Raw genomic sequence first — 20499 nt, 5'->3', positions numbered from 1 at the left:
TTGCTCCTTAAATCTCTAGTTCCATCCCGTCCACGGCGACTTCCATGCCATGGCGGTCCAGGCACCGACGCTCCATGGAGTCGTGGAGCAAGATCGGATTGGTGTTGTTGATATGGATGTAGATCTTGCGATCAACCGACAGCGGCGCCAGCAGCCCGAGGCTGCCCCCCGGCCCATGGATGGGTACATGGCCCATGTCACGCGAGGTCCTGGTAGACAGGCCAAGACTGGGCATTTCGTCGTCACGCCAGAATGTGCCGTCCACTAACAAGACGGCGGATCCAGACAATTCCCCAAGGATGTCGGACGTCAGCTCCTGCACACACGGCAGGTAGACCAAACTCCTGCCAGTAGTGGTGTCTGTAACCCTGTAGCCCACCACGCGCCCCTCCGCGGCGGCCCCTGCGAAGCGCATCCGCTTGGTGGTGGGGACATCGAACGCGGAATAAGACAAACTCTGGCCGAGAGCCACATCGCTGCCGGGGACTACGGGCACCCATTGGACTGGACAGTATGATTCGAGCGTCCGCAGCAGGCCTGTTCCGGTGGTGAGCGTCTGGTACATCGACGCCGTGGCGTGCACCTCAAGTCCTCGCCCTTCCCGCAGAAGGAGCAGACCGACGGTATGGTCAAGTTCGGCATCAGTGAGGAGCACGGCACGAGGCCGAAGTGCACTGCCGTCCCCGGTATGCAAACCGGGAAGGGACCCAATGTGTGATTGGGTGTCCGGCGAGGCGTTTATCAGGAACCACTCCTGTTTATCCGCGCTCACTGCGATGGAGGATTGAGTGCGCGGGAGGCAGTGGCGGCTTCCAGTCCGTGCCGCACGGCATTGCGGGCAGGAACAGTTCCATTGCGGAAACCCTCCTCCGGCTGCTGACCCCAGGACCCTTACCCACATGACTATCACGCTCTTTTCGTTGCAGCACCGGTGGGGTGCAGGGGCCGGTCAGACCCCTGCACCCCACCGGCTCCGCTTACTTGGTGGCTACGTAGGCGGTTACTTCTGCGGACACGCGGATTTCCGCGAGTGTGGGAGCTTCCCAGCTCTTCATCTTGTTTTCAACAGTCATGTTCCTTCTCCTTTCGTCTATGGATGGGTTGGCAGGGCAGGATTCAGTCGGGCAGCGCGAACGCGATCACAGCACTGCCATGGCCTTGGCCGAGGAGTCCGGGAACGATGCCTTCGAGCCATCCACCCCAGCCGACAGGGACCACGACGAACTGCTTGCCGTCCACGCTGTAGGTCGAGCAGCTGCTGTGGTGGCCGCTGCCGCATTGGAATTCCCAGAGTTTTTCACCCGTGCGGGCGTCAAGCGCTACGAACTCACCGGTCGGGGTGCCGGCGAACACCAGGTCCCCCGCCGTGGCCAGCACAGACGCGGCCATGGGGTAATCGATGCGCCAGCGCCATTTCTCTTCACCGTAGGTGTCGAACGCACTGACCGATCCAGCCATGTCGTCGATGTCCACTTGAACACCAGCGCCCCAGTACGGGATGCCTTCCTTGAACTCCCGCCGCCGACGGGTCGCGGTAGCACCGACGTCGGCCACTGGCACATAAAACAGCTCTGTCTTCTGGCTGTAGGCAGCGTGTGTCCATTCCTTCGCGCCGGCCGGTCCCGGGTAGAAGTGGACCGGTTCGCCTTCTTTGTCGGGGTATTTCCGCGGCGTTACTTTTCCATCCCGGGTGATGACACCCCAGTCGATCCGGTCCACAAAGGGAGTTACGTGCTGCAGCTCGCCGTTGGTCCGGTCCAGGACGAAGAAATAGCCGTTCTTGTCGAAATGGCCCAGCAATTTTTTGCCGTCGCGTTCGAACAGAGTCATCTCCATCGTGGAGTCGTAATCCCACAGGTCGTGCGGAGTGAACTGGTAGTGCCACTTGATTTCGCCAGTGTCGACATCCATGGCGACGACACTGTCGGTGTAGAGGTTGTCACCCTCGCGGACCCCGCCATCGAAGTCCGGAGCCGGGTTGCCGGTGCCTGCGTAGTAGAGGTTCAGCTCCGGGTCATAAGTTCCTGTAACCCAGTGGTTCCCACCACCGCGCTGCCAGGCCTCGCCGTCAGCGGGCCAGGTCTCCGAGCCAGGTTCGCCGGGCTTGGGCACCGTATACGTCCGCCAGCGCTGCTCGCCGGTTTCCAGGTCCCAGCAATCGATGTGGCCTCGGACGCCGAATTCTCCGCCGGCGCTGCCGGTGATGAGCGTGTCCTTGATGACCGTCGGAGCAATCGAGGCACTCTCACCGGCGCGCACGTCTCCGATGGTCTTCTGCCACACCACGTCACCGTTGGTTGCGTCCAACGCCAGCAACTGGGCGTTCGGAGTCACAAAAAAGACCTTCCCGTTAGCCACTGCACAGCCTCGGTTGACATTGCTGCAACAGAGCGAAACATCGAATGGCACCGCATGCTTGTAGCGCCAGAGCTCCTTGCCCGTCACCGCGTCAAGAGCCCAGAACGACCCGTCCCAGCCGGTGACGTACATGACGCCATCGACGACCAGTGGGCAGGCCTCGAACGCGTAGGTCGACGTAGCGGCCATCTGACCGGACTGCCCGGCTTGGAAGATCCAGGCAGGGCTGAGCTTGCTCACATTCCCTGTATTGATCTGGTCCAGCAAGCTGTAGCGCTGTCCGTCATAAGCACCGTAGTAGGTCAGCCAGTTCTGCGATTCCGAACGCGCGTTCAAGAGGCGTTCGTAATCGATGCCGTTTGTCACCGCGGGCGCGATCCCCGGCATGCTGCTCAACGCACTGTGGTTGACAGCCTCGCCGGCGTCCACATATTCAACAGTCATCGTTCAGTCCTTTCTAGGGGCGGGGTTGGCTGGGGCGATCCAGGCGGGCTTCGGGGGGTACTTCTCCCTGCACGACGATCGCGGCTGTGAGACCTCGCCCTTCGTCGTTGCCTCCCGGCGAGCTGTACCAGTAGTAGCCCGGGCCATCCAGCCGCACTGTCGCCCGGCCCCTCGAATGGTTCACCAGCCACAGGAACTTTTGGTCGCCATTACTCGGCAGCAGGCAGGCATGGGTGTTCTTGTCATCATTGATGACCGTCAGCTCGAGATCACCGCCATGCGGCAGGACCAGGATGGCCGGCTCCCAGCAGACCTCGTCTTCCTTGATCCGGATGGTCGCCTCCATAGTGCCGTCAGCACGCTCCGTCGCTTCTGCGATGGAACCGGTGGCCAACACCCGACCCATGGACGCTTTGTTCTGCCCGTCCAAACCAAGTCTGGCCAGCATCTCTGACCGCTCTTCAGTAATTTGTTCTTCAGCAATCGTCACCAGACATCACCTCCTCGTGAATCACAACCGTTGAACGCGAACCTCCGGCACTGCGGGCATATTCACAGTCCGCTCCAGAGCTCGCTCGCTCATCCGAGCCAACTGGGAGTCAACCGTATGCCGACCGAAACCACGCGGCCAGAGACCACCGCTGCACCCGCGGAACCTGCCGTTGGGCACACCAAAAGCCACCGCTCGCCGCCAAATCCAGCACCCGTCCAAGCCTCAAAGCCAGATGACCACCCGGTGTTTGCTGGTGTCTCACCCCGAGGATGGCGTTGGGTTTCCTCCGTCGTTTCCCCGTCATCCATCGCTGCGGCCGGAAGCAGTCGATGCTGGCTGAACGGTGGATGGAGGCGGCTAAGCGGTGGTTCGCGGGAACAGAGCGGCAGTGTCTGGCCGAGCGGTTTGACCGGGCATACGGTTATTTCCCAATTGGCCGGTGTAGGCGGACAACAATGAAGCCGCCTGTCGCGGCGCTTCATATACCTCATCGGACGCCCAAAATACACTCTGGGTCCCTTGAAACTCGCCTGAAGGAGTATCCATGGCCGGAAACCCTGACGCCCACGTCGACCGGACGTACAACCAGACCGTTGAAGCGCGCCGGTCCCCCAACCATCGGAAATGCCCCTTAACCGGAGGGAACGGGCAAGGCGGTTTGCCGCGAAGCCTCGACCTCAGCGTCTTGGCTCGTCCGGGCCGGGGTAGCAGTCCACTGGGTGCGGACTTCGATTACGCCCAGGAATTTCTCTCTTTGGACCTCGGAGCGCTGGCACGGGACGTGGACCAGGTATTGACGACATCCCAGGACTGGTGGCCCGCCGACTTCGGACATTACGGCCCATTGATGTTGCGTATGGCTTGGCACAGCGCCGGAACCTACCGCGTTGGTGACGGGAGGGGTGGAGCAGGCGCGGGAATGCAGCGCTTCGCGCCCTTGAATGGTTGGCCTGATAACCGCAACCTGGATAAAGCGCGCCGGCTCCTGTGGCCTGTGAAAAGAAAGTATGGCCAAAAGATCTCCTGGGCTGATCTGATGATATTCGCAGGTAACCGTGCCTTGGAGACCATGGGTTTCGCCACCCTCGGTTTTGGCGGTGGCCGCGAAGAAGTCTGGGTCGCGGACCAGACGTACTGGGGGCCGGAGGACAGGTGGCTCGCCGACGAACGGCACAGCGGCATCCGGGAACTCCACGAGCCCCTGGCGGCCAGCGAAATGGGACTGGTTTACGTCGACCCGCAGGGTCCGGCGACCGTTCCAGATCCTCTCGGTGCCGCACGCGATATCCGCCAGACATCCCGTCGCATGGGCTTGGACGACGAGGAGACCGTAGCGCTCATTGCCGGCGGGCATACTTTCGGCAAGACGCACGGAGCGGCCGATCCTGGCTCCAGCCTTGGGCCTGAGCCCGATGCCGCTCCGCCTGAAAGCCAAGGCTTGGGCTGGGCTAGCCGCTTCGGTACGGGCAACAAAGGCGACACCACTACCAGCGGGCTCGAAGGAATCTGGACCCCTACCCCAACCCAGTGGGACAACAGCTTCCTGGAAGTACTGTTCGGCTATGACTGGGCGGTGACACTCAGCCCCGCCGGGCTGTGGCAGTGGATCCCCAGCAATGGTGAAGGTGCAGGCACCGTCCCGGATGCCCACGACCCGTCCAAGTCGCACGTACCCACTGTGCTCACCACGGACCTCGCATTGCGCGAGGATCCAGCGTATGAAGAGATTGCGCGGCGATTCCTGGTGGATCCGGACCTCTTCGCCGCTGCCTTCGCCCGGGCCTGGTTTAAGCTCACCCACATCGATATGGGCCCGCGCCAGCGCTACCTGGGGCCACTCGTGCCAACTGAACCCATGATCTGGCAGGACCCGCTTCCTGAGGTAGGGCACGAACTCGTCGATGCCGTCGACATCGCCAAACTGAAGAGCCGATTGCTCGAAGCGGGCCTGACGGTAGGACAACTGGTCAGCACGGCCTGGGCATCGGCTTCAACGTTCCGGAACAGCGACAAGCGCGGTGGGGCGAATGGCGCCCGCATTCGCCTCGAGCCGCAGCGCAGCTGGGAGGTCAACGAGCCTGAAGCGCTGGGTGCAGTCCTTGAGGCTCTTGAGCAGATCCGCCAGGAGTTCAACGACTCGCAGCGCGGCAACAAGGAAATCTCCTGTGCCGACCTGATTGTTCTTGGTGGCTGCGCAGCAGTGGAATTGGCTGCGGCACGCGCCGGACACGACGTCGAGGTCCCGTTTTGCCCTGGACGCACTGATGCTACGCAGGAATGGACCGATCCCGGACATTTTGCCGTGCTGGAACCGAGCGCGGATGGATTCCGCAGCTATCGGCGCGAAGGCAACATGCCGCCGTCGGAAGTCCTCCTCATCGAGCGGGCAGGCCAACTGACTCTGAGCGCCCCGGAGATGACTGTGCTGCTGGGAGGGATGCGCGTACTCGGCGCCAACCACGGCCAATCACCGTTGGGCGTACTCACCTCGACGCCGGGCGAACTGACCAACGACTTCTTCGTCAATCTGCTCGACATGGGGACCGTATGGGAACCGAGGGTGGATGACAGCGCGACCGAGGCCGACTACGAGGGGCGCGACCGGCACAGCGGCGAGCTCAAGTGGGTTGCAGGCCGCACGGACTTGATCTTCGCAAACAACTCCGAACTCCGCGCATTGTCGGAGGTTTACGCGGGCCTGCACTCGGAAGGGAAATTCGTCAGCGACTTCTTATCCGTGTGGCACAAAGTGACGTGTCTCGATCTGTTCGGCCGCTGATGAGGGCGGGAAAGCCACAGGACGACGGTACCGGAACCCGGCGGAACGCAGGCATCATGCTCTCAATCCTCCACCGGATGATAGCGGCGCACGCTTACCTGCAGCCATTGCCGTCCGCCACGGAAAAGAGCTGTGCGCTGTGTGGGCATCGAGTGCAGGGCGATGACTCCCACACCACAGACTGGCTGCTCCTCCAGCTGGGAACGGATCCCCGCTGCAGTAGATGCAAATCGTTCCAGCGCGCCGCAAGTCCCTCAGCCGGCCATAAGGACCCACGCGCTGGAACCGGGACACATTTACGGTAGTCCGCGTCAGGATTTCCCATGGACAACCACTAAGGATAGTGAGGCCGCTCACATATCGGAAGGATGGGCTGCCTCCGCAGTGGTGAGGCGCAGGACTTTCGGTACCGGGCGGAAGTTCCACCTGTCTTGTGCTTCTCCTTCAACAGCGACGTCCAAGGAGCCCGATAATGACCAGCGCGAAAGTGGACCCGCATGCCAGCTGACCAGCGGACCACGCCTCTATCCCGAGACTCCACCAGCTCCGAGGTCTACGATGCCTGGAAACGCTTCATCCAGGGCGAGGACGATATCAGGGGCGTACGGCCGGAAGTAGCCATTTCCTGGCAACGCTCCCGGGACCAGTACAAGATTGACCCGTTTCTGTCCGAGGTACCTGATGCAGCCGTCTCCCAGGTGGCGCACTCGGTAGACCAGGACGTCGTCTTCACGGAGCTTGGCTTTTGTGCCGCTGCCATGACCCACGAGGTGGCGAACGCGGGCGGCGTCGTGACCATTGCCGATGCCAGCGGCAGAATCCTGACGGCTTGGGGAGACAAGAACACCCGTTCGGTCGCCACCGCAGGCGGCCTTGCGCCATGGTTCTGCTGGTCGGAGGGGGCTGTAGGTACGAACAGCATGGGCACCGCGCTGGAAGCCCGGCGAGCGGTGATGATCCGTCAAACGGAACACTGGTGCCAGGCCTTCCACGAATGGTCCTGCGCGGGTATCGCCGTACGGGATGTGGTGAGCAGGGAGCCACTTGCCATCCTCAACATCTCATGTTGGCGCGGTGACCTGCCGATGCCGGCGCGGAAATGGCTGGAGAGCGCTGCCACCCATACACAGAACAGTCTTCGCCGGCATGCCCGGGACAGCGGCAGCGAAATGCTTGCCGCCTACGCCCACGCCCGGGGTCGATCGAAGGAGCCGCTCGTTGCCGTCGATACATCGGGTGCTGTGGTTATTGCGGACGACGCTTCGAGTGTCATCCTGGGAGTGCCTGGCAACACGCCAGCGGTTGATCCGGCTGTGCGTTGGACGCCACAGCTCCCCGCACTCATCCACGCCGCCCGACACGCCACCAAACGGGCCACCACCGACCCGGGATGGACAGGCTCCACCCAAATCTTCACTCCCCTCGCTGACGAACCATCCTCGATCGGAATCCGCCCCATTTTCCTCCATGGCACTCTGATTGGACACCTCATTTCGTTCGGTGCCTTCGCTGGGGAACAGTTCCCCCAGGCAGAAGCAGGCGGGGTCTTACTGAGGCCGTCGTCCCGGCGGATAGTCGCCCTCCGGGAAGAAAACCTCATGGTGCTGCTGGGGACCTCCGAGGTCACTGTTGCCGAATCGGAAGGCAGCGAAGTGTGGCTTCTCACCAATGAAGGCAAGCTGCGGTCTGCCTTCTCCGGCCTGGATAAACTCGAAAAGGACCTGATGGACACCGGCAGTTTCCTGCGGGTCCACCGCCAGTACCTCGTCAACGTCAGTCGCATCCGGGAGGTTGAGCGGAGGGACAAAGGCGAACTGGTTCTGATCATGGACGATCCCGCAAACACCATGGTTCCCGTGTCCCGGCGGAACGCTCCCATGGTGCGTCGCGCATTGAGCATCTGAAAACGCCAGAGGCCGGAATCCACATGGATTCCGGCCTCTGCATTTCTTGGTGGAGGACATACGGGTCGAACGTATCGAGGCCACCCCACTGGTGGATCCCCCCAATGCCCGGCTGCGTGGACAAACCTCAAAGCCGAACGAGATAACGAGACTACCTCCGTTCCGCGGGGACATCAAATCACGGGGCTTGCCCCGGACGTATAGCCTTGCATCATGAGTCACGCGCACCCGGAAAACTGGCCCGTCCTGATCATTGCCGGCGCCTTGGACCCCGAACTCCTCAAAGACGTCAAGACCCTCGCTGCTGCAGCAGAGGAGTCCGACGGAAACCCTCCCTTCTCGGAGCAAACGCTGGTGATGCTGCGTGGCGCCGATGCCGGCGATCACTCCGTCTTATCGTTCGTCCTCTACGCGCCCGATGAGGACTCGGATCCCGCCACGGGTGAAGACCTGGCCGGAACCGCCGTCGTCATTGAAAACGGGGATGGAAGCGGCGTGCTGGAGCTGGCTGTGCACCCGAGTTACCGCAACCAGGGCGTTGCCGGGAGGCTGCTGGACTCGTTGCGGGGCAAACGCAGCCTGGACGGACTCAGTGCATGGTCGCACGGCAACCACGAAGCCGCTGCCGAACTCGCGAAGCGCTTTGAATACGGGCCTGTGCGGGAACTGTGGAAGATGCGGCTGATGTCGTCGGCCTCCTCACTGCCCGACGCCGGACTCCCGGACGGCGTCTCACTCCGCGCCTTCGTGCCAGGCCAGGATGAGCAAGCCTGGCTTGCCGCAAACAGTGCAGCCTTCTCACACCACCCGGAGCAGGGCTCGATGACCCTCGCGGACCTTGAGGCGCGGAAGACCGAAGAGTGGTTCGATCCCGAAGGCTTCCTGCTGGCTGTCAACGCCGAGGGGGAACTGCTGGGGTTCCACTGGACCAAAGTCCATCCGCGGCAGGGGCCGCACCCTGCCATCGGCGAGGTGTACGTGGTAGGCGTGACGCCCGCCGCCCAAGGCCTGGGCCTGGGCAAGGCGCTGACCGTCGCGGGAATCCAGCACCTCCAGGACAAAGGCCTGCATGCGGTGATGCTCTATGTGGACGCCGATAACCATGCAGCAGTAGCCCTATACCAGAAACTCGGCTTCGTTCGCTGGGACACCGACGTGATGTATGGCCCGGTGGCCAAAAAATAACCATGCGGGATCACTTGGCCTAAAGCCGGTGACATCTTGGATTCGAGCAGTGGAATTGCTTGTAATGTGGGAGGAAACCCCGTCCTGAGCTTAGGAGAACCCCATGCAGCCGGACCCCGTCGGCACCGCCGGATCCACCTCTAAGGGTGCAACATTGCCCCCGCGCTTCGGATCATCGGAAGTGCCGGCCTCTCGGGCCACCCAGGACCGCATCGACATTCCGGAGTTCGCCCCGAGCCTTGTGCCCGAAGGAGATATCTCCCCGGACCGCTTCCTGGACCGCGAACTCAGCTGGCTGGCGTTCAACTCACGTGTGCTGGAGCTCGCTGAGGATCCGGACCTTTTCCTGCTGGAACGCGTCAGCTTCCTGTCGATCTTCGCTTCCAACCTGGACGAGTTCTTCATGGTTCGGGTGGCTGGCCTCAAGCGGCGCATCGCCACGGGTTTGGCCGTGCCCTCCCCCGCAGGCCTGAGCCCCATTGAGGTGCTGGAGCAGATCAGCGAAGAAGCCCACAGGCTTCAAGAGCGCCACGCACGGGTCTTCGCCGAGCAGATCCGTCCGGCCCTGGCCTACGAGCACATCCACCTCATGCACTGGCATGAGCTCGATGAGGATGCCCGCCACCGGATCAGCATCATGTTCCAGGAAAAGGTCTTCCCCATCCTGACACCGCTGGCCGTGGACCCTGCGCATCCCTTCCCCTACATCTCTGGGCTCTCCCTGAACCTTGCGGTGATCGTGAGCAACCCGATCAGCGACAAGGAACTCTTCGCCCGCGTGAAGGTTCCGGACCAGCTCCCGCGCCTCATTTCCGTGGATGGACCGCGCGCCGGTGCCATCCCGGGCCGGGTTGCCAGGTTCATTGCCCTGGAAGAAGTCATCGCCGTCCACTTGGACAAGCTCTTCCCCGGGATGGAAGTCCTGGAGCACCACACCTTCCGCGTCACCCGCAACGAGGACCTGGAAGTTGAAGAGGACGACGCCGAGAACCTCCTGCAGGCCTTGGAAAAGGAACTGCTGCGCAGGCGCTTCGGTCCTCCCGTGCGGCTGGAAGTCACGACGGACATCAACCCGAACATCAAAGCGCTGCTGATTCGGGAACTTGGCGTCGAGGAGTCCGAGGTCTATTCCGTTCCGGCACCTCTGGACCTCCGTGGGCTGTCGGCGATCAGCGGCATCGACCGGGCCGACCTCCACTACCCCAAGCATGTACCCCACACTTCCCGGTACCTCAACGAGTCTGAGACTTCCAAGGCAGCGAACGTCTTTGCCGCCATGCGCCGCAGGGATATCCTGCTCCACCACCCATACGACTCCTTCTCCACCTCCGTTCAGGCATTCCTGGAACAGGCGGCCGCGGATCCCAAGGTGCAGGCCATCAAGCAGACCCTGTACCGCACGTCCGGCGACTCCCCCATCGTGGACGCCCTGATCGATGCCGCCGAGGCGGGCAAGCAGGTCCTGGCCCTTGTGGAGATCAAGGCGCGCTTTGATGAGCAGGCCAACATCTCCTGGGCCCGCAAACTGGAACAGGCCGGCGTTCACGTGGTGTACGGCATCGTGGGCCTGAAGACCCACTGCAAGCTCTCACTGGTGGTCCGGCAGGAAGTGGACGGCCTCCGCCGCTACTGCCACATCGGCACTGGCAACTACCACCCGCGCACGGCCCGCTACTACGAGGACCTGGGCTTGCTGACAGCCAATGAGCAGGTGGGCGAGGACCTGTCCAAGCTGTTCAACCAGCTCTCCGGCTATGCCCCGAAGTCAACGTTCAAAAGGCTGCTTGTAGCGCCTCGTTCCGTCCGTGCGGGCTTGGTGGACAGGATCGAAACTGAGATCCGCCATGCACGCGCAGGCATCCCGGGCCTCGTGCAGATCAAGGTCAACTCGATGGTGGACGAAGCCATCATCGACGCCCTCTACCGCGCTTCGCAGGCCGGCGTAAAGGTTGACGTAGTGGTGCGCGGCATCTGCTCACTGCGGCCGGGAGTCCCCGGGCTCAGCGAGAACATCACTGTCCGCTCCATCCTGGGCCGCTTCCTTGAGCACTCGCGCGTCTTTGCCTTTGGCAACGGCGGCGAGCCCGTGGTGTACATCGGTTCCGCAGACATGATGCACCGCAACCTGGACCGCCGCGTGGAAGCCCTGGTTCAGTTGGCCAGCAAGGAAGATACCGCAACGGTCATGGACCTCATGCGCCGCTACGTGGATGATGGAACCGCCAGCTGGCACCTGAACGATCACGGACACTGGACCAGGCATCATCTGGACGAGGACGGCAAGCCGTTGCTGGACATGCAGTCCTGGCTCCTGGACTCACGTTCACGCCAGCGCGCATCGGCCCGGCGGTAGAGGAAACACTTGAACAGCGATACACCCGTGGCGGATCAAACAGACCACCCCGGCGAGCCGGTGGCCGTCATCGCGGCCGGCGCCATTCCGTGGCGGATCAACAAGGGCACCCTTGAGGTCCTCCTCATCCACAGGCCCCGGTACGACGATTGGTCCTGGCCCAAAGGTAAGCTCGACGCCGGCGAAACGGTTCCGGAGTGCGCGGCCCGTGAAGTGTGGGAGGAGATTGGCCTCCAGGCCCCTTTGGGCATACCACTCCCGCCAATTCACTACCACGTTGCTGCCGGCCTGAAAGTGGTGCGGTATTGGGCTGTCAAGGTCAATGGCGCGCAGCTTAGGCCCGACGGCAAGGAAGTGGACAGCGTTATGTGGTGCAGCCCTGACCGGGCTGCCTCATTCCTGAGCAACCCGACGGATGTGGAGCCACTCGAATACCTGGAGAAGGCCCACGTCCGCGGCGAGCTGGACACATGGCCCCTGGTACTGATCCGCCATGCCAAAGCGAAGCCCCGGTCCTCCTGGACCAAGGCCGAGGGCGACCGCCCATTGGCAGCGACGGGCCAGCGTCAGGCAGTTGCCGTCCAGCGCCTTCTGGAGGTCTGGAAACCGCAACGCGTGGTGACCAGTCCGTGGGCGCGTTGTGTTGCCACCATTGCTCCGTATGCGAAGGCGAGCGGCGCCAAGGTAAAACTGGTGGAGGCCCTCACGGAGCACAACCACCAGCGCTCTCCCAAAAAGACTGCTGCGGCAGTTGAGGCCTTGTTCGACAAGCAGGTGCCCATCGCGGTCTGCACACATCGTCCGGCCCTACCTACTGCCTTGAAGCAGCTGGGCCAGCACATGTCGCAAGGCCTGAAGGCGCTCCTTCCCGTGTCAGACCCGTATCTGACGCCCGGCGAAGTCATTGTCTGCCAGGTTGTCCGGGGATCTGAGCGGAAGATCGTCTCCGTGGAACAGGTCAAGCCTTTCGACGACTAGTCCTTTACTTGCGCCCCAGGTTTTTGTATCAGATGGTTGATACAATAATCGCACTTTTCGATACAAAGACTTGGGGGTCTTCGACGTGTTCTTGAGCCTGCCACCGATGTTCTTCCTTGGCCCGGTTGTGGGCGCCGTCATCGTGTACCTGTTCCTTCGGATGCAGGTGTGGTCCAAGCCCGACTCCCAATCCGTTGCGTCACACGGGCTATGGGTGGGCATCATTGGATGGATGGCCAGCTCCTTGCAAGGGGCCATGAACACGGGGATCCTTCGCGTGAACCCCATGGGGGCCAGTGCCCCCACAACTCCCGAGCAGATCGCCGGCGCACTCGCCTGGCCGATTCTCGCCTGCCTCGCCGTCCATGCCTTGGGTCAGATGAGCTACCCCGCACCGAAAGCACCACGCAGGTACGCCGAACTGACCGTCCGCAGGATCAGGGACTTCCTCCCCCGCAAACTCGCTTGGACCACTGCCGCCATTTTCGCCTTTGCTGCCCTGGTCATCGCCTGGATCTCAACGCTCCCTGGCCACACTCCCGTGCAGCCCACTCCACCGACCCAGGCGCCACCTCCGGACACCGGGTATCCGGACAACGGCTACATGGGCCAAGGGCAGGAAGGTAGGATTCCCGGCTGGGAGCTGGCCGCATGGCTGGGCGGGGCCCTGCTGGTTCTTGCCGCCGGAACCCTTCTTGTGCTGCTGTTGATTGCCCGCCGCCGGCAGCTTGAAACACTCGACGGCGACGATAACCGGACACTCCGCGCCATAGCCAGCAACCGCTTGCTGCGGACTGTCGCGACCATCGCAGCCGGGCTGGCGAGCATCGCCGGGAACTTCGCTGCGCAGCCAGCCCCTGGAGCCCTGTGGCAGTCGTCCTGGTTCAATTACGTCGGCATGGTCAACATGGCGGTATTGCTCGTCATGTGGTGGTGGCGGGTTCCCGAGCTGCCATCGCTGCTCAAAGCGGCCACGACCACCAGCGCTGCCACCCTCCGCGCCGATCCCCGAACCCATGGGGCGGCCCGGCTCAGCATTTCCGTCGGAGCGGCGCTGGGCGTGCTGGGCGTTGTTGCGCTCGTTACCGGCTACGCGGCAATCCTGATGCCGGCTCGAACACCTGAGCTGTGGGCATTTCCTTCGATGACCGGCATGGTCGCCGTCATTCTCTTGGCAGCCATTGCCGCGGGCGACCTCCTGATCGGACGCAATTACGGTACATCCGGCGCTCCCCTCCGATGGCCACGGCAGCCCGTCTCCAAAGGCTTGTTCTCCTTTGCCATAGGCAGCGCCCTGGTACTGGCCGCCGCGCTCGCTTTCGCGGTAGCCGGCGAGGTGCAACCGTTCGGTTCCAAGACCTGGCCGGCCGCGGTTCTCGTCTCCATGGTGGTCGCGCTGGCCGGCTCCGCAGCCGTCCTGACGGTGCGCCGCCGTCGAGGTATCCCAGAGACAGGCGGCAACGCAGGACTGGATGCCGCGCTTCGAGCCATCAGCATGTACAGGATCGTCAGGACCCTCTCCGCGTATTGCCTGGGGCAGGCGGCCGCACTGCTGATCAGTACCGGCAACGCCTGGTATGGAGTATTCCCGCCGGGCCCCAGCCCGGACCCGATTGGCCCCAGCCCTGCGGGCACGATCGGCATGGTCCTGGCCGTCATCGCGGTCCTCGTCGCCGTGACGCCGGTGCGGAGCCTGTTCCGCACCCTCCCCCGGGGGAACACCGCCAAGCAAGGGGAACACGCACAATGACCGCCGGGATCACAGTCGACCTGGCGGATCCCGTCCCGCCGTACGAGCAGATCCGCCGCCAGCTCAGTTCCCTGATTGCCGTGGGAGTGCTGGAACCAGGCAGCCGCCTGCCCACGGTCCGCAGCCTGGCAGCGGACCTGGGCATTGCGGCGGGAACGGTCGCACGCGCCTACAAGGAACTCGAGCAGTCCGGGCTGATTGAATCACGACGGCGGAACGGAACTGTCGTCGTCGGCCCGCCCCCGGCACCCCACGGCGCTGTTCGCGCGGACTCTGCGGTGATGGCCGCCGTCGACGGTTTGCTCCGGACGGCCCGCGACGCGGGCATTGGTGACGACACTCTCATAGATCTGGTTCGAGGGCGGCTGACCAGTAAGCTGGACTCGTGAGCATCCCCACCCCTTATGAAGACCTTTTGCGTGACGTCATGGCCAACGGCACGCACAAGTCGGACCGCACCGGAACCGGAACGCGCAGCGTTTTTGGCCGCCAGTTGAGGTTCGATCTTGCCGAAAGCTTCCCGCTCATCACCACCAAGCGGGTCCACTTCAAGTCCGTGGCAGTCGAGCTCCTGTGGTTCCTGCGAGGCGACTCGAACGTGAAGTGGATGCAGGACCAGGGCGTCTCCATCTGGGACGAATGGGCTGACGCCGATGGCGAACTCGGCCCTGTCTACGGGGTGCAGTGGCGCAGTTGGCCAACTCCCGACGGCGGACACATCGACCAAATCTCCGAGCTCATGTCCAACCTGGCCGCCAACCCCGATTCACGCCGGCACATTGTGTCTGCATGGAACGTTTCCGAGCTCAAAGACATGGCCCTGCCACCTTGCCATGCTTTCTTCCAGTTCTATGTGGCCGACGGCAAGCTGTCCTGCCAGTTGTACCAGCGCTCCGCGGACACCTTCCTGGGCGTACCCTTCAACATTGCTTCATACGCGCTGCTGACGCGCATGGTGGCCCAGCAACTTGGCCTGGAGCCGGGCGAGTTCGTTTGGACCGGCGGCGACGTGCACGTCTACGACAACCACGTGGACCAGGTTGCCGAGCAGCTCAGCCGTGAGCCCTACGAATACCCGCAGCTGAAGATCCTCCGTAAGCCAGACTCGATTTTCGACTACACGCTGGACGACTTCGAGGTTGTGGACTACCGCCACCACCCCACCATCAAGGCGCCGATTGCCGTATGAGCGCTCCTTCTTCCGGGACTCCTTCCCAGCTGCCCGGCGTGATCTTCACCCAGGAAACCGCTGGCCGCATGACAGGCATTGGGCTGGTGTGGGCCCAGACAAAGTCCGGTGTGATCGGCAAGGACGGCGCCATGCCGTGGCACCTGCCCGAAGACCTGAAGCACTTCAGCCAGCTCACCACGGGTCACCCCGTCATCATGGGCCGCAAGACGTGGCTGTCATTCCCCGAAAAGTACCGTCCGCTCCCGGGCCGCACCAACATTGTGGTGACCCGCAACGCAAACTGGGCATCCACGCCCGAGGCCGAGGGCGCCGTCGTGGTTTCGTCGCTTGACGAGGCGCTGCTCGAATCCCAATTCGCGCCCGGCGGCCAGAAGGTCTGGATCATCGGGGGCGGCGAGATCTTTGAGCAGTCCATGGGCATCGCCAACGTGGCGGTCATCACGATCATTGACGCCGACCTCGAGGGCGACACTTTCGCTCCTGAACTTGGCCCGGACTGGACCTTCGACACCGTTGCCCCGACCGAGGGCTGGCTCTCCGCCAAGAACGGCACAAACTACCGGTTCACAACGTGGCGCCGGACCGAAAGCTAGGAAAGCCAGCATGCTGAAGAAACCTGAAACCCTGTTCGTGCTGGGCTATATGCTGCTGCCGCTCTTCGCACTGATCTCCGCCATTGTGGGACTGACCATGATCCTGGGCGGCAACAAAATTGCCGGGATCATCGTGCTGGTCGTTGTCACTCAGGTGTTCACGTTTGGTGCCTTCTTCGCCCTGCGCAAGCGCAAGGCCCTTTTGCTGCAAGAGCACGACGCCGGCCACTAGCCGCTGCGGGCGGCGAGCCAAGCCGCCTCGATGGGTGCCGGCGTCGCGCATTGCCTGCGTGACGTAACCAACAGCGGTAGTTTGCTCCGAAAGTTTAGACTTGGGGAATGACTACAGCAGCTAATCCGTCCGTTGGACTGGTCGGTTGGCGTGGCATGGTCGGCTCCGTCCTGATGCACCGCATGCAGGAAGAGAACGACTTCGCCAACATCAACCCGGTATTTTTCTCCACCTCGAACGCAGGAGGTGCCGCCCCTTCCTTTGCTGATGGGGCAGGCAAGCTCGAGGATGCGTTCGATATTGAGACGCTGGCCAAGCTGCCGATTATTGTCACCGCCCAAGGCGGGGACTACACCAAGCAGGTCCACGGCGAACTCCGCAGCCGTGGCTGGGACGGTCTCTGGATCGACGCTGCTTCCACCTTGCGCATGAATGACGACTCGATCATCGTGCTGGACCCCATCAACCGCGACGTCATCGACGCCGGCCTCTCCGGCGGCGTGAAGGACTTCATCGGCGGCAACTGTACGGTCTCCTGCATGCTCATGGGCCTCGGTGGCCTGTTCAAGAACAACCTGGTGGAGTGGGGCACCTCCATGACCTACCAGGCTGCCTCCGGTGGCGGCGCACGCCACATGCGCGAGCTCCTGAACCAGTTCGGCACCCTCAACAACGAGGTCAGCAGCGAACTGGACGATCCCGCGTCGGCCATCCTGGAAATCGACCACAAGGTCCTCGCTGCCCAGCGCAACGGCGTTGACGCCACACAGTTCGGCGTTCCGCTGGCCGGGTCCCTGATTCCCTGGATCGATGCCGACCTCGGCAACGGGCAGTCCAAGGAAGAGTGGAAAGCCGGCGTCGAAACCAACAAGATCCTCGGCACCGGCAACGGCACCGCCGGTAAGGACCACATCGCCATGGACGGACTGTGTGTCCGCATCGGCGCCATGCGCTCCCACTCCCAGGCCCTCACGCTCAAGCTGCGCGAAGACCTGTCCGTGACGGAGATCGAGAACCTCCTGGCCAAGGACAACGAGTGGGCCAAGGTTGTTCCGAACACCAAGGAAGCCTCTATGTCCGACCTGACCCCCGTGGCTGCATCCGGCACGCTGGACATCCCCGTGGGACGTATCCGCAAGCTCGAAATGGGGCCGGAATACATCAGTGCGTTCACTGTTGGCGACCAGCTCCTGTGGGGTGCAGCCGAACCGCTGCGCCGCATGCTCAACATTGTGACTGGCAAGCTCTAGCCATTCTCGTTTGAAAACCCGCTGTTCCGTCGCCGGCCCGCAACGGAACAGCGGGTTTTCCACGTTTAGGGCGGAGTCCAGCGGGGCGGGCTTCAGCGGGGCCGGCTTCAACCGGCCATGAACGTCAAGTACGCCCTTCCCTGTGCGTGGAACGAGTGCTCAGCTGCCTTGCCAAGCTGACCTGCGAACGGCTCCGGAACCACACTTACCGTCTTCCCGGTGACAGGCCTCGCCCATGTTCCCACCACTTCTCCCCCGGACACCATGATCCGTTTGAACACACCATTCTTCCCCGGGACCACGAGCTCCGCGAACTCGGGGGCCAGGACCAGGCTCCGGTCCTGGTAACCGAGCAGGAACTCGTCGAACCCGGGAAGTGCCAGCAACGAGCGTGAGCCGGGGACGCCGTCGTCGAGCATTGCTGCTGTCTCCGACGACAACCAATAACTGGTGCCGCTGAGAGGCAACTCGACCAACCTGTCCTGCAGCGTCTTGAGGGCTGCGCGTGCCTCGATGAGAGGCACTTGGCTCCACCACGAAAAGTCCTTGATGGTCGCAGGACCGTGGCTCCGGAGGTAGCGGAAAAGCAGCTCCGCAATGCCTTCCTCGCGCCCCAGGTCCCTCGACTCCGGAATCCATTCCTCGAACGGCACGAACAATTGCTGTACGCCCGCTTTACCGTTTGACGCCGCCATGGGCCCCTGGACCAGCCACGCCCGCTGGCAAAGACTCCCGAGCAAGTGGATGCCCCGCTGCGCTTTGGTGATCTGGCCGGCGTCTTCAAACGCCTGGAACAGCTGCTCCCGGGTTGCGCCGTGTGCACCCTCGGTTGCTTTGAGCACCTCAGTGGTTTTGAAGGCAACGTCCCGGCAATGGCTGATGTCGTCCGGTGTGATCGCCAGTTCACGGTGGCGGCCAGCCACCATATTCATGAGGCGGTCGCTGGTGATGCCCAGAATCCAGCGGAGATCTTCCGGTGCGAGTAGGTGGAGCGTCCCGCGCATGGGCCACGAACGGACCACAGACCCGGCGTCGAGGGCTGCCCTGACGTCCGAGGCGCGGCTGCCAGGCACACGCCGGCCTACCGCCCAGAGGGCTGAGCCAAGGTCCTGGGCCTGCATGGCCGTCATCCAACGGACCGCGTCCGCAACCGTTGGAAAGCCGCCGCCCAGCAGTCCTTGGCTGGCTAGCCGCAATCGGCCCATGACTCGCGGAGTTGGATCGGTGTGGGCTGAAGGCATGCTTCATCCTAAAAGGGCCAACGTGCACAGGGAACCTTTCCGCGCCTCCCAGCCCTCACCCAGCAGCGGATCCTACGATGAATTCATGCTTTTTGGAGATCTTGCTCCGTTCGTGCGGCCGATGAGCCGGTGGTTGGCTACCGCCGGCTGGTTCTGCACGCTCGTCGGGCTTGGAGCCGGACTGATCGTGGCGGTGGGGACGGGTGTGAGCCTTTCCTCTTCGATGCAAGCCATCCAGACGGTAAGTCTGGTGGCCACCGCCGCAGCCGCGCTGCTCATCGGTACCGCAGCGGCGAGCCAGCCATTGGCAGATCGCGACGACGACGCCCCCGAACCATGGTTCTACCCGACCGCCGCCGCGCAGGTCCGCAGCTTCCTGCTGGGAGCCCTCGTCATGTTGCTGGGCTTGGTGGGGTTCGCAACTGCCGGGCTGTTCATGCCCAGCGGGCCCTCGCCGCAGAGTATCGCCTTCAGCCAGATCTTCCTGTTGGGCTCGGTCAGCTGCGGGCTCACGTTCCTGCTGCTCAACAAGATCCTGCCGATCGCGGAACGTCGTACCCGCTAGGCTCCCAGCCTTCCAGGCTCACCGAGGGGCGACATCTCGACCCTAAACCCAGCTCATTCCCCAGAGAGCCAACCCCTCGAGGACCCTCGGGCGTGCGTGCGGGACAGGCCTTAGAGCGAAACACCGATCAGCAAGGGCTCCGGGTGCAACTCAATACCAAAACGTTCGACGACGCCGGCCCGCACCTCACGCGCGATGGCCACCATGTCCGCAGCCGACGCCGAGCCCCGGTTGGTAATGGCCAGAGTGTGCTTGGTGGACAGGGAGGCCCTGCCGCCCGAAACGCTGGACGCCTCAAGTCCGAAGCCCTTCCCGAAACCTGCCTGGTCGATCAGCCACGCAGCGGAGAGCTTCACCATGCCATCTGTTCCCGCGGGGTACTGTGGAGCGTTCTCCGGTAACTGCCCAGCACGCTCGGCCGCCACGATCGGGTTGGTGAAGAAGGAACCTGTTGAATAGGTGTCCCGATCTGCTGCGTCCAAGACCATGCCCTTGGATGCTCGAAGCCGCAGGACTTCCCTCCGGACATCGTTGGAGTAGGCCCGTTTGCCGGCCTCCACGCCCAGCACCCTGGCCAGTTCGGCGTAGCGGATGGGGGCGCTCATCCGTCCCAGCGGCAACTGGAACTCGACCGTTAACACCACATAGCGGGGAGAGCCCTCCACCGTGGTCTGCTTCAGGATCGAATCGCGGTATCCGAACTTTAGCTCGGAGTTGGTGAAGGTTTGCACTGCATTGCGTTCGCGGTCCCATGTCCTGACGGAGGCAATGGTTTGTGAAACGTCCGCACCGTAGGCGCCCACGTTCTGCACAGGAGTGGCTCCCGTGGCTCCCGGAATGCCGGACAACGCCTCCAACCCGGACCAGGCGTGCAGCACGGAGTGTTCCACCAGCGCATCCCAGTTGTGGCCCGCCTGCACCACCACCGACACCCCTCCGCAGCTGTCCTCGGAGTTCACGGTGAAGCCTTCTGACGCGATCTTCAAGACGGTCCCGGGGTAGCCTTGGTCCGAAATCAGGAGGTTGGAGCCTCCTCCGATGATCAGGAGTTTCTCGCCGGAAGCGTCGGCGGACCTGACGGCGTCGATGATTTCGGCCTCGGTGCGGGCCTCAACATAGTTCCCTGCGGGGCCGCCGACAGCGGCTGTGGTCAAGTCGGAAAGCAGTGTTTGGGTCACCAAT

At 63.0% G+C, this 20499-nt stretch carries 18 protein-coding genes; 12 read left to right on the top strand and 6 right to left on the bottom strand.

Going from position 1 to position 20499, the window contains the following annotated elements:
- Positions 1 to 7: 7 nt before the first annotated feature.
- The 4 genes from pqqB to GVL04_RS17460 form a co-directional block, all read right to left on the bottom strand.
- Positions 8 to 901, bottom strand: coding sequence for a pyrroloquinoline quinone biosynthesis protein PqqB (pqqB, locus tag GVL04_RS17475; RefSeq protein ID WP_159707000.1), 894 nt, complete (start codon positions 899 to 901; stop codon positions 8 to 10).
- Positions 902 to 977: 76 nt separating this feature from the next.
- Positions 978 to 1073 (bottom strand): pyrroloquinoline quinone precursor peptide PqqA, encoded by a 96-nt coding sequence (gene pqqA, locus GVL04_RS17470; protein ID WP_159706912.1) that lies wholly within the window; start codon positions 1071 to 1073, stop codon positions 978 to 980.
- A 43-nt stretch (positions 1074 to 1116) separates the two neighbouring features.
- Positions 1117 to 2802, bottom strand: coding sequence for a PQQ-dependent dehydrogenase, methanol/ethanol family (locus GVL04_RS17465; RefSeq protein ID WP_159706910.1), 1686 nt, complete (start codon positions 2800 to 2802; stop codon positions 1117 to 1119).
- A 13-nt stretch (positions 2803 to 2815) separates the two neighbouring features.
- The gene (locus GVL04_RS17460) at positions 2816 to 3292 is read right to left on the bottom strand and encodes an MSMEG_3727 family PQQ-associated protein (protein WP_159706908.1); all 477 of its coding nucleotides are present in this window, start codon (positions 3290 to 3292) and stop codon (positions 2816 to 2818) included.
- 547 nt (positions 3293 to 3839) lie between these two features.
- On the opposite strand from GVL04_RS17460, the gene katG reads away from it, so the two are divergent.
- The 11 genes from katG (at position 3840) to asd (ending at position 17511) form a co-directional block, all read left to right on the top strand.
- On the top strand, positions 3840 to 6074 hold the full coding sequence (katG, locus tag GVL04_RS17455) for a catalase/peroxidase HPI (RefSeq protein WP_159706906.1): 2235 nt from the start codon (positions 3840 to 3842) through the stop codon (positions 6072 to 6074).
- A gap of 497 nt (positions 6075 to 6571) precedes the next feature.
- On the top strand, positions 6572 to 7978 hold the full coding sequence (locus GVL04_RS17450; protein ID WP_159706904.1) for a DNA-binding protein: 1407 nt from the start codon (positions 6572 to 6574) through the stop codon (positions 7976 to 7978).
- A gap of 213 nt (positions 7979 to 8191) precedes the next feature.
- Positions 8192 to 9163, top strand: coding sequence for a mycothiol synthase (gene mshD / locus GVL04_RS17445; RefSeq protein WP_159706902.1), 972 nt, complete (start codon positions 8192 to 8194; stop codon positions 9161 to 9163).
- A gap of 103 nt (positions 9164 to 9266) precedes the next feature.
- The gene (locus GVL04_RS17440; protein ID WP_159706900.1) at positions 9267 to 11516 is read left to right on the top strand and encodes an RNA degradosome polyphosphate kinase; all 2250 of its coding nucleotides are present in this window, start codon (positions 9267 to 9269) and stop codon (positions 11514 to 11516) included.
- 9 nt (positions 11517 to 11525) lie between these two features.
- Complete coding sequence (locus GVL04_RS17435) at positions 11526 to 12494, top strand: NUDIX hydrolase (protein ID WP_159706898.1); 969 nt, start codon at positions 11526 to 11528, stop codon at positions 12492 to 12494.
- Between the two features lie 91 nt (positions 12495 to 12585).
- The gene (locus GVL04_RS17430) at positions 12586 to 14244 is read left to right on the top strand and encodes a hypothetical protein (protein ID WP_159706896.1); all 1659 of its coding nucleotides are present in this window, start codon (positions 12586 to 12588) and stop codon (positions 14242 to 14244) included.
- The gene (locus GVL04_RS17425) at positions 14241 to 14633 is read left to right on the top strand and encodes a GntR family transcriptional regulator (protein ID WP_159706894.1); all 393 of its coding nucleotides are present in this window, start codon (positions 14241 to 14243) and stop codon (positions 14631 to 14633) included. The genes GVL04_RS17430 and GVL04_RS17425 overlap by 4 nt, the downstream gene beginning before the upstream one ends.
- Positions 14630 to 15433 carry a thymidylate synthase gene (locus GVL04_RS17420; RefSeq protein ID WP_159706892.1) on the top strand — a complete coding sequence of 268 codons (804 nt, stop codon included), beginning with the start codon at positions 14630 to 14632 and terminating at the stop codon, positions 15431 to 15433. Before GVL04_RS17425 ends, GVL04_RS17420 begins: the two co-directional genes overlap by 4 nt.
- Entirely contained in the window at positions 15430 to 16029 is a 600-nt protein-coding gene (locus GVL04_RS17415) for a dihydrofolate reductase (RefSeq protein ID WP_159706890.1), read from the top strand. Before GVL04_RS17420 ends, GVL04_RS17415 begins: the two co-directional genes overlap by 4 nt.
- 10 nt (positions 16030 to 16039) lie before the next feature.
- Positions 16040 to 16261 carry an NF038396 family protein gene (locus GVL04_RS17410; protein ID WP_159706888.1) on the top strand — a complete coding sequence of 74 codons (222 nt, stop codon included), beginning with the start codon at positions 16040 to 16042 and terminating at the stop codon, positions 16259 to 16261.
- Positions 16262 to 16368: 107 nt separating this feature from the next.
- On the top strand, positions 16369 to 17511 hold the full coding sequence (gene asd, locus GVL04_RS17405) for an aspartate-semialdehyde dehydrogenase (RefSeq protein ID WP_159706886.1): 1143 nt from the start codon (positions 16369 to 16371) through the stop codon (positions 17509 to 17511).
- 107 nt (positions 17512 to 17618) lie between these two features.
- On the opposite strand, the gene GVL04_RS17400 is transcribed toward asd, so the two are convergent.
- A complete protein-coding gene (locus tag GVL04_RS17400; protein WP_159706884.1) occupies positions 17619 to 18752 on the bottom strand; it encodes a winged helix DNA-binding domain-containing protein in 1134 nt (377 codons plus the stop codon).
- An 85-nt stretch (positions 18753 to 18837) separates the two neighbouring features.
- On the opposite strand from GVL04_RS17400, the gene GVL04_RS17395 reads away from it, so the two are divergent.
- On the top strand, positions 18838 to 19317 hold the full coding sequence (locus tag GVL04_RS17395; protein WP_159706882.1) for a hypothetical protein: 480 nt from the start codon (positions 18838 to 18840) through the stop codon (positions 19315 to 19317).
- 110 nt (positions 19318 to 19427) lie between these two features.
- Here GVL04_RS17395 and GVL04_RS17390 read toward each other — a convergent pair whose 3' ends face one another.
- Positions 19428 to 20495 carry a UDP-N-acetylmuramate dehydrogenase gene (locus tag GVL04_RS17390; RefSeq protein ID WP_159706880.1) on the bottom strand — a complete coding sequence of 356 codons (1068 nt, stop codon included), beginning with the start codon at positions 20493 to 20495 and terminating at the stop codon, positions 19428 to 19430.
- Positions 20496 to 20499: the final 4 nt, after the last annotated feature.

The sequence above is a fragment of the Arthrobacter sp. 18067 genome (assembly GCF_902706295.1).
Taxonomy (GTDB): domain Bacteria; phylum Actinomycetota; class Actinomycetes; order Actinomycetales; family Micrococcaceae; genus Arthrobacter.
This window is presented reverse-complemented; position numbering and strand designations above follow the sequence as displayed.

Coding starts and splice junctions, on each gene's coding strand:
- GVL04_RS17410 (WP_159706888.1), top strand. CDS start 16,040: ATGCTGAAGAAACCTGAAACCCTGTTCGTGCTGGGCTATATGCTGCTG.
- mshD (WP_159706902.1), top strand. CDS start 8,192: ATGAGTCACGCGCACCCGGAAAACTGGCCCGTCCTGATCATTGCCGGC.
- asd (WP_159706886.1), top strand. CDS start 16,369: ATGACTACAGCAGCTAATCCGTCCGTTGGACTGGTCGGTTGGCGTGGC.
- pqqA (WP_159706912.1), bottom strand. CDS start 1,073: ATGACTGTTGAAAACAAGATGAAGAGCTGGGAAGCTCCCACACTCGCG.
- katG (WP_159706906.1), top strand. CDS start 3,840: ATGGCCGGAAACCCTGACGCCCACGTCGACCGGACGTACAACCAGACC.
- GVL04_RS17465 (WP_159706910.1), bottom strand. CDS start 2,802: ATGACTGTTGAATATGTGGACGCCGGCGAGGCTGTCAACCACAGTGCG.
- GVL04_RS17395 (WP_159706882.1), top strand. CDS start 18,838: ATGCTTTTTGGAGATCTTGCTCCGTTCGTGCGGCCGATGAGCCGGTGG.
- GVL04_RS17440 (WP_159706900.1), top strand. CDS start 9,267: ATGCAGCCGGACCCCGTCGGCACCGCCGGATCCACCTCTAAGGGTGCA.
- GVL04_RS17425 (WP_159706894.1), top strand. CDS start 14,241: ATGACCGCCGGGATCACAGTCGACCTGGCGGATCCCGTCCCGCCGTAC.
- GVL04_RS17400 (WP_159706884.1), bottom strand. CDS start 18,752: ATGCCTTCAGCCCACACCGATCCAACTCCGCGAGTCATGGGCCGATTG.
- GVL04_RS17450 (WP_159706904.1), top strand. CDS start 6,572: ATGCCAGCTGACCAGCGGACCACGCCTCTATCCCGAGACTCCACCAGC.
- pqqB (WP_159707000.1), bottom strand. CDS start 901: ATGTGGGTAAGGGTCCTGGGGTCAGCAGCCGGAGGAGGGTTTCCGCAA.
- GVL04_RS17415 (WP_159706890.1), top strand. CDS start 15,430: ATGAGCGCTCCTTCTTCCGGGACTCCTTCCCAGCTGCCCGGCGTGATC.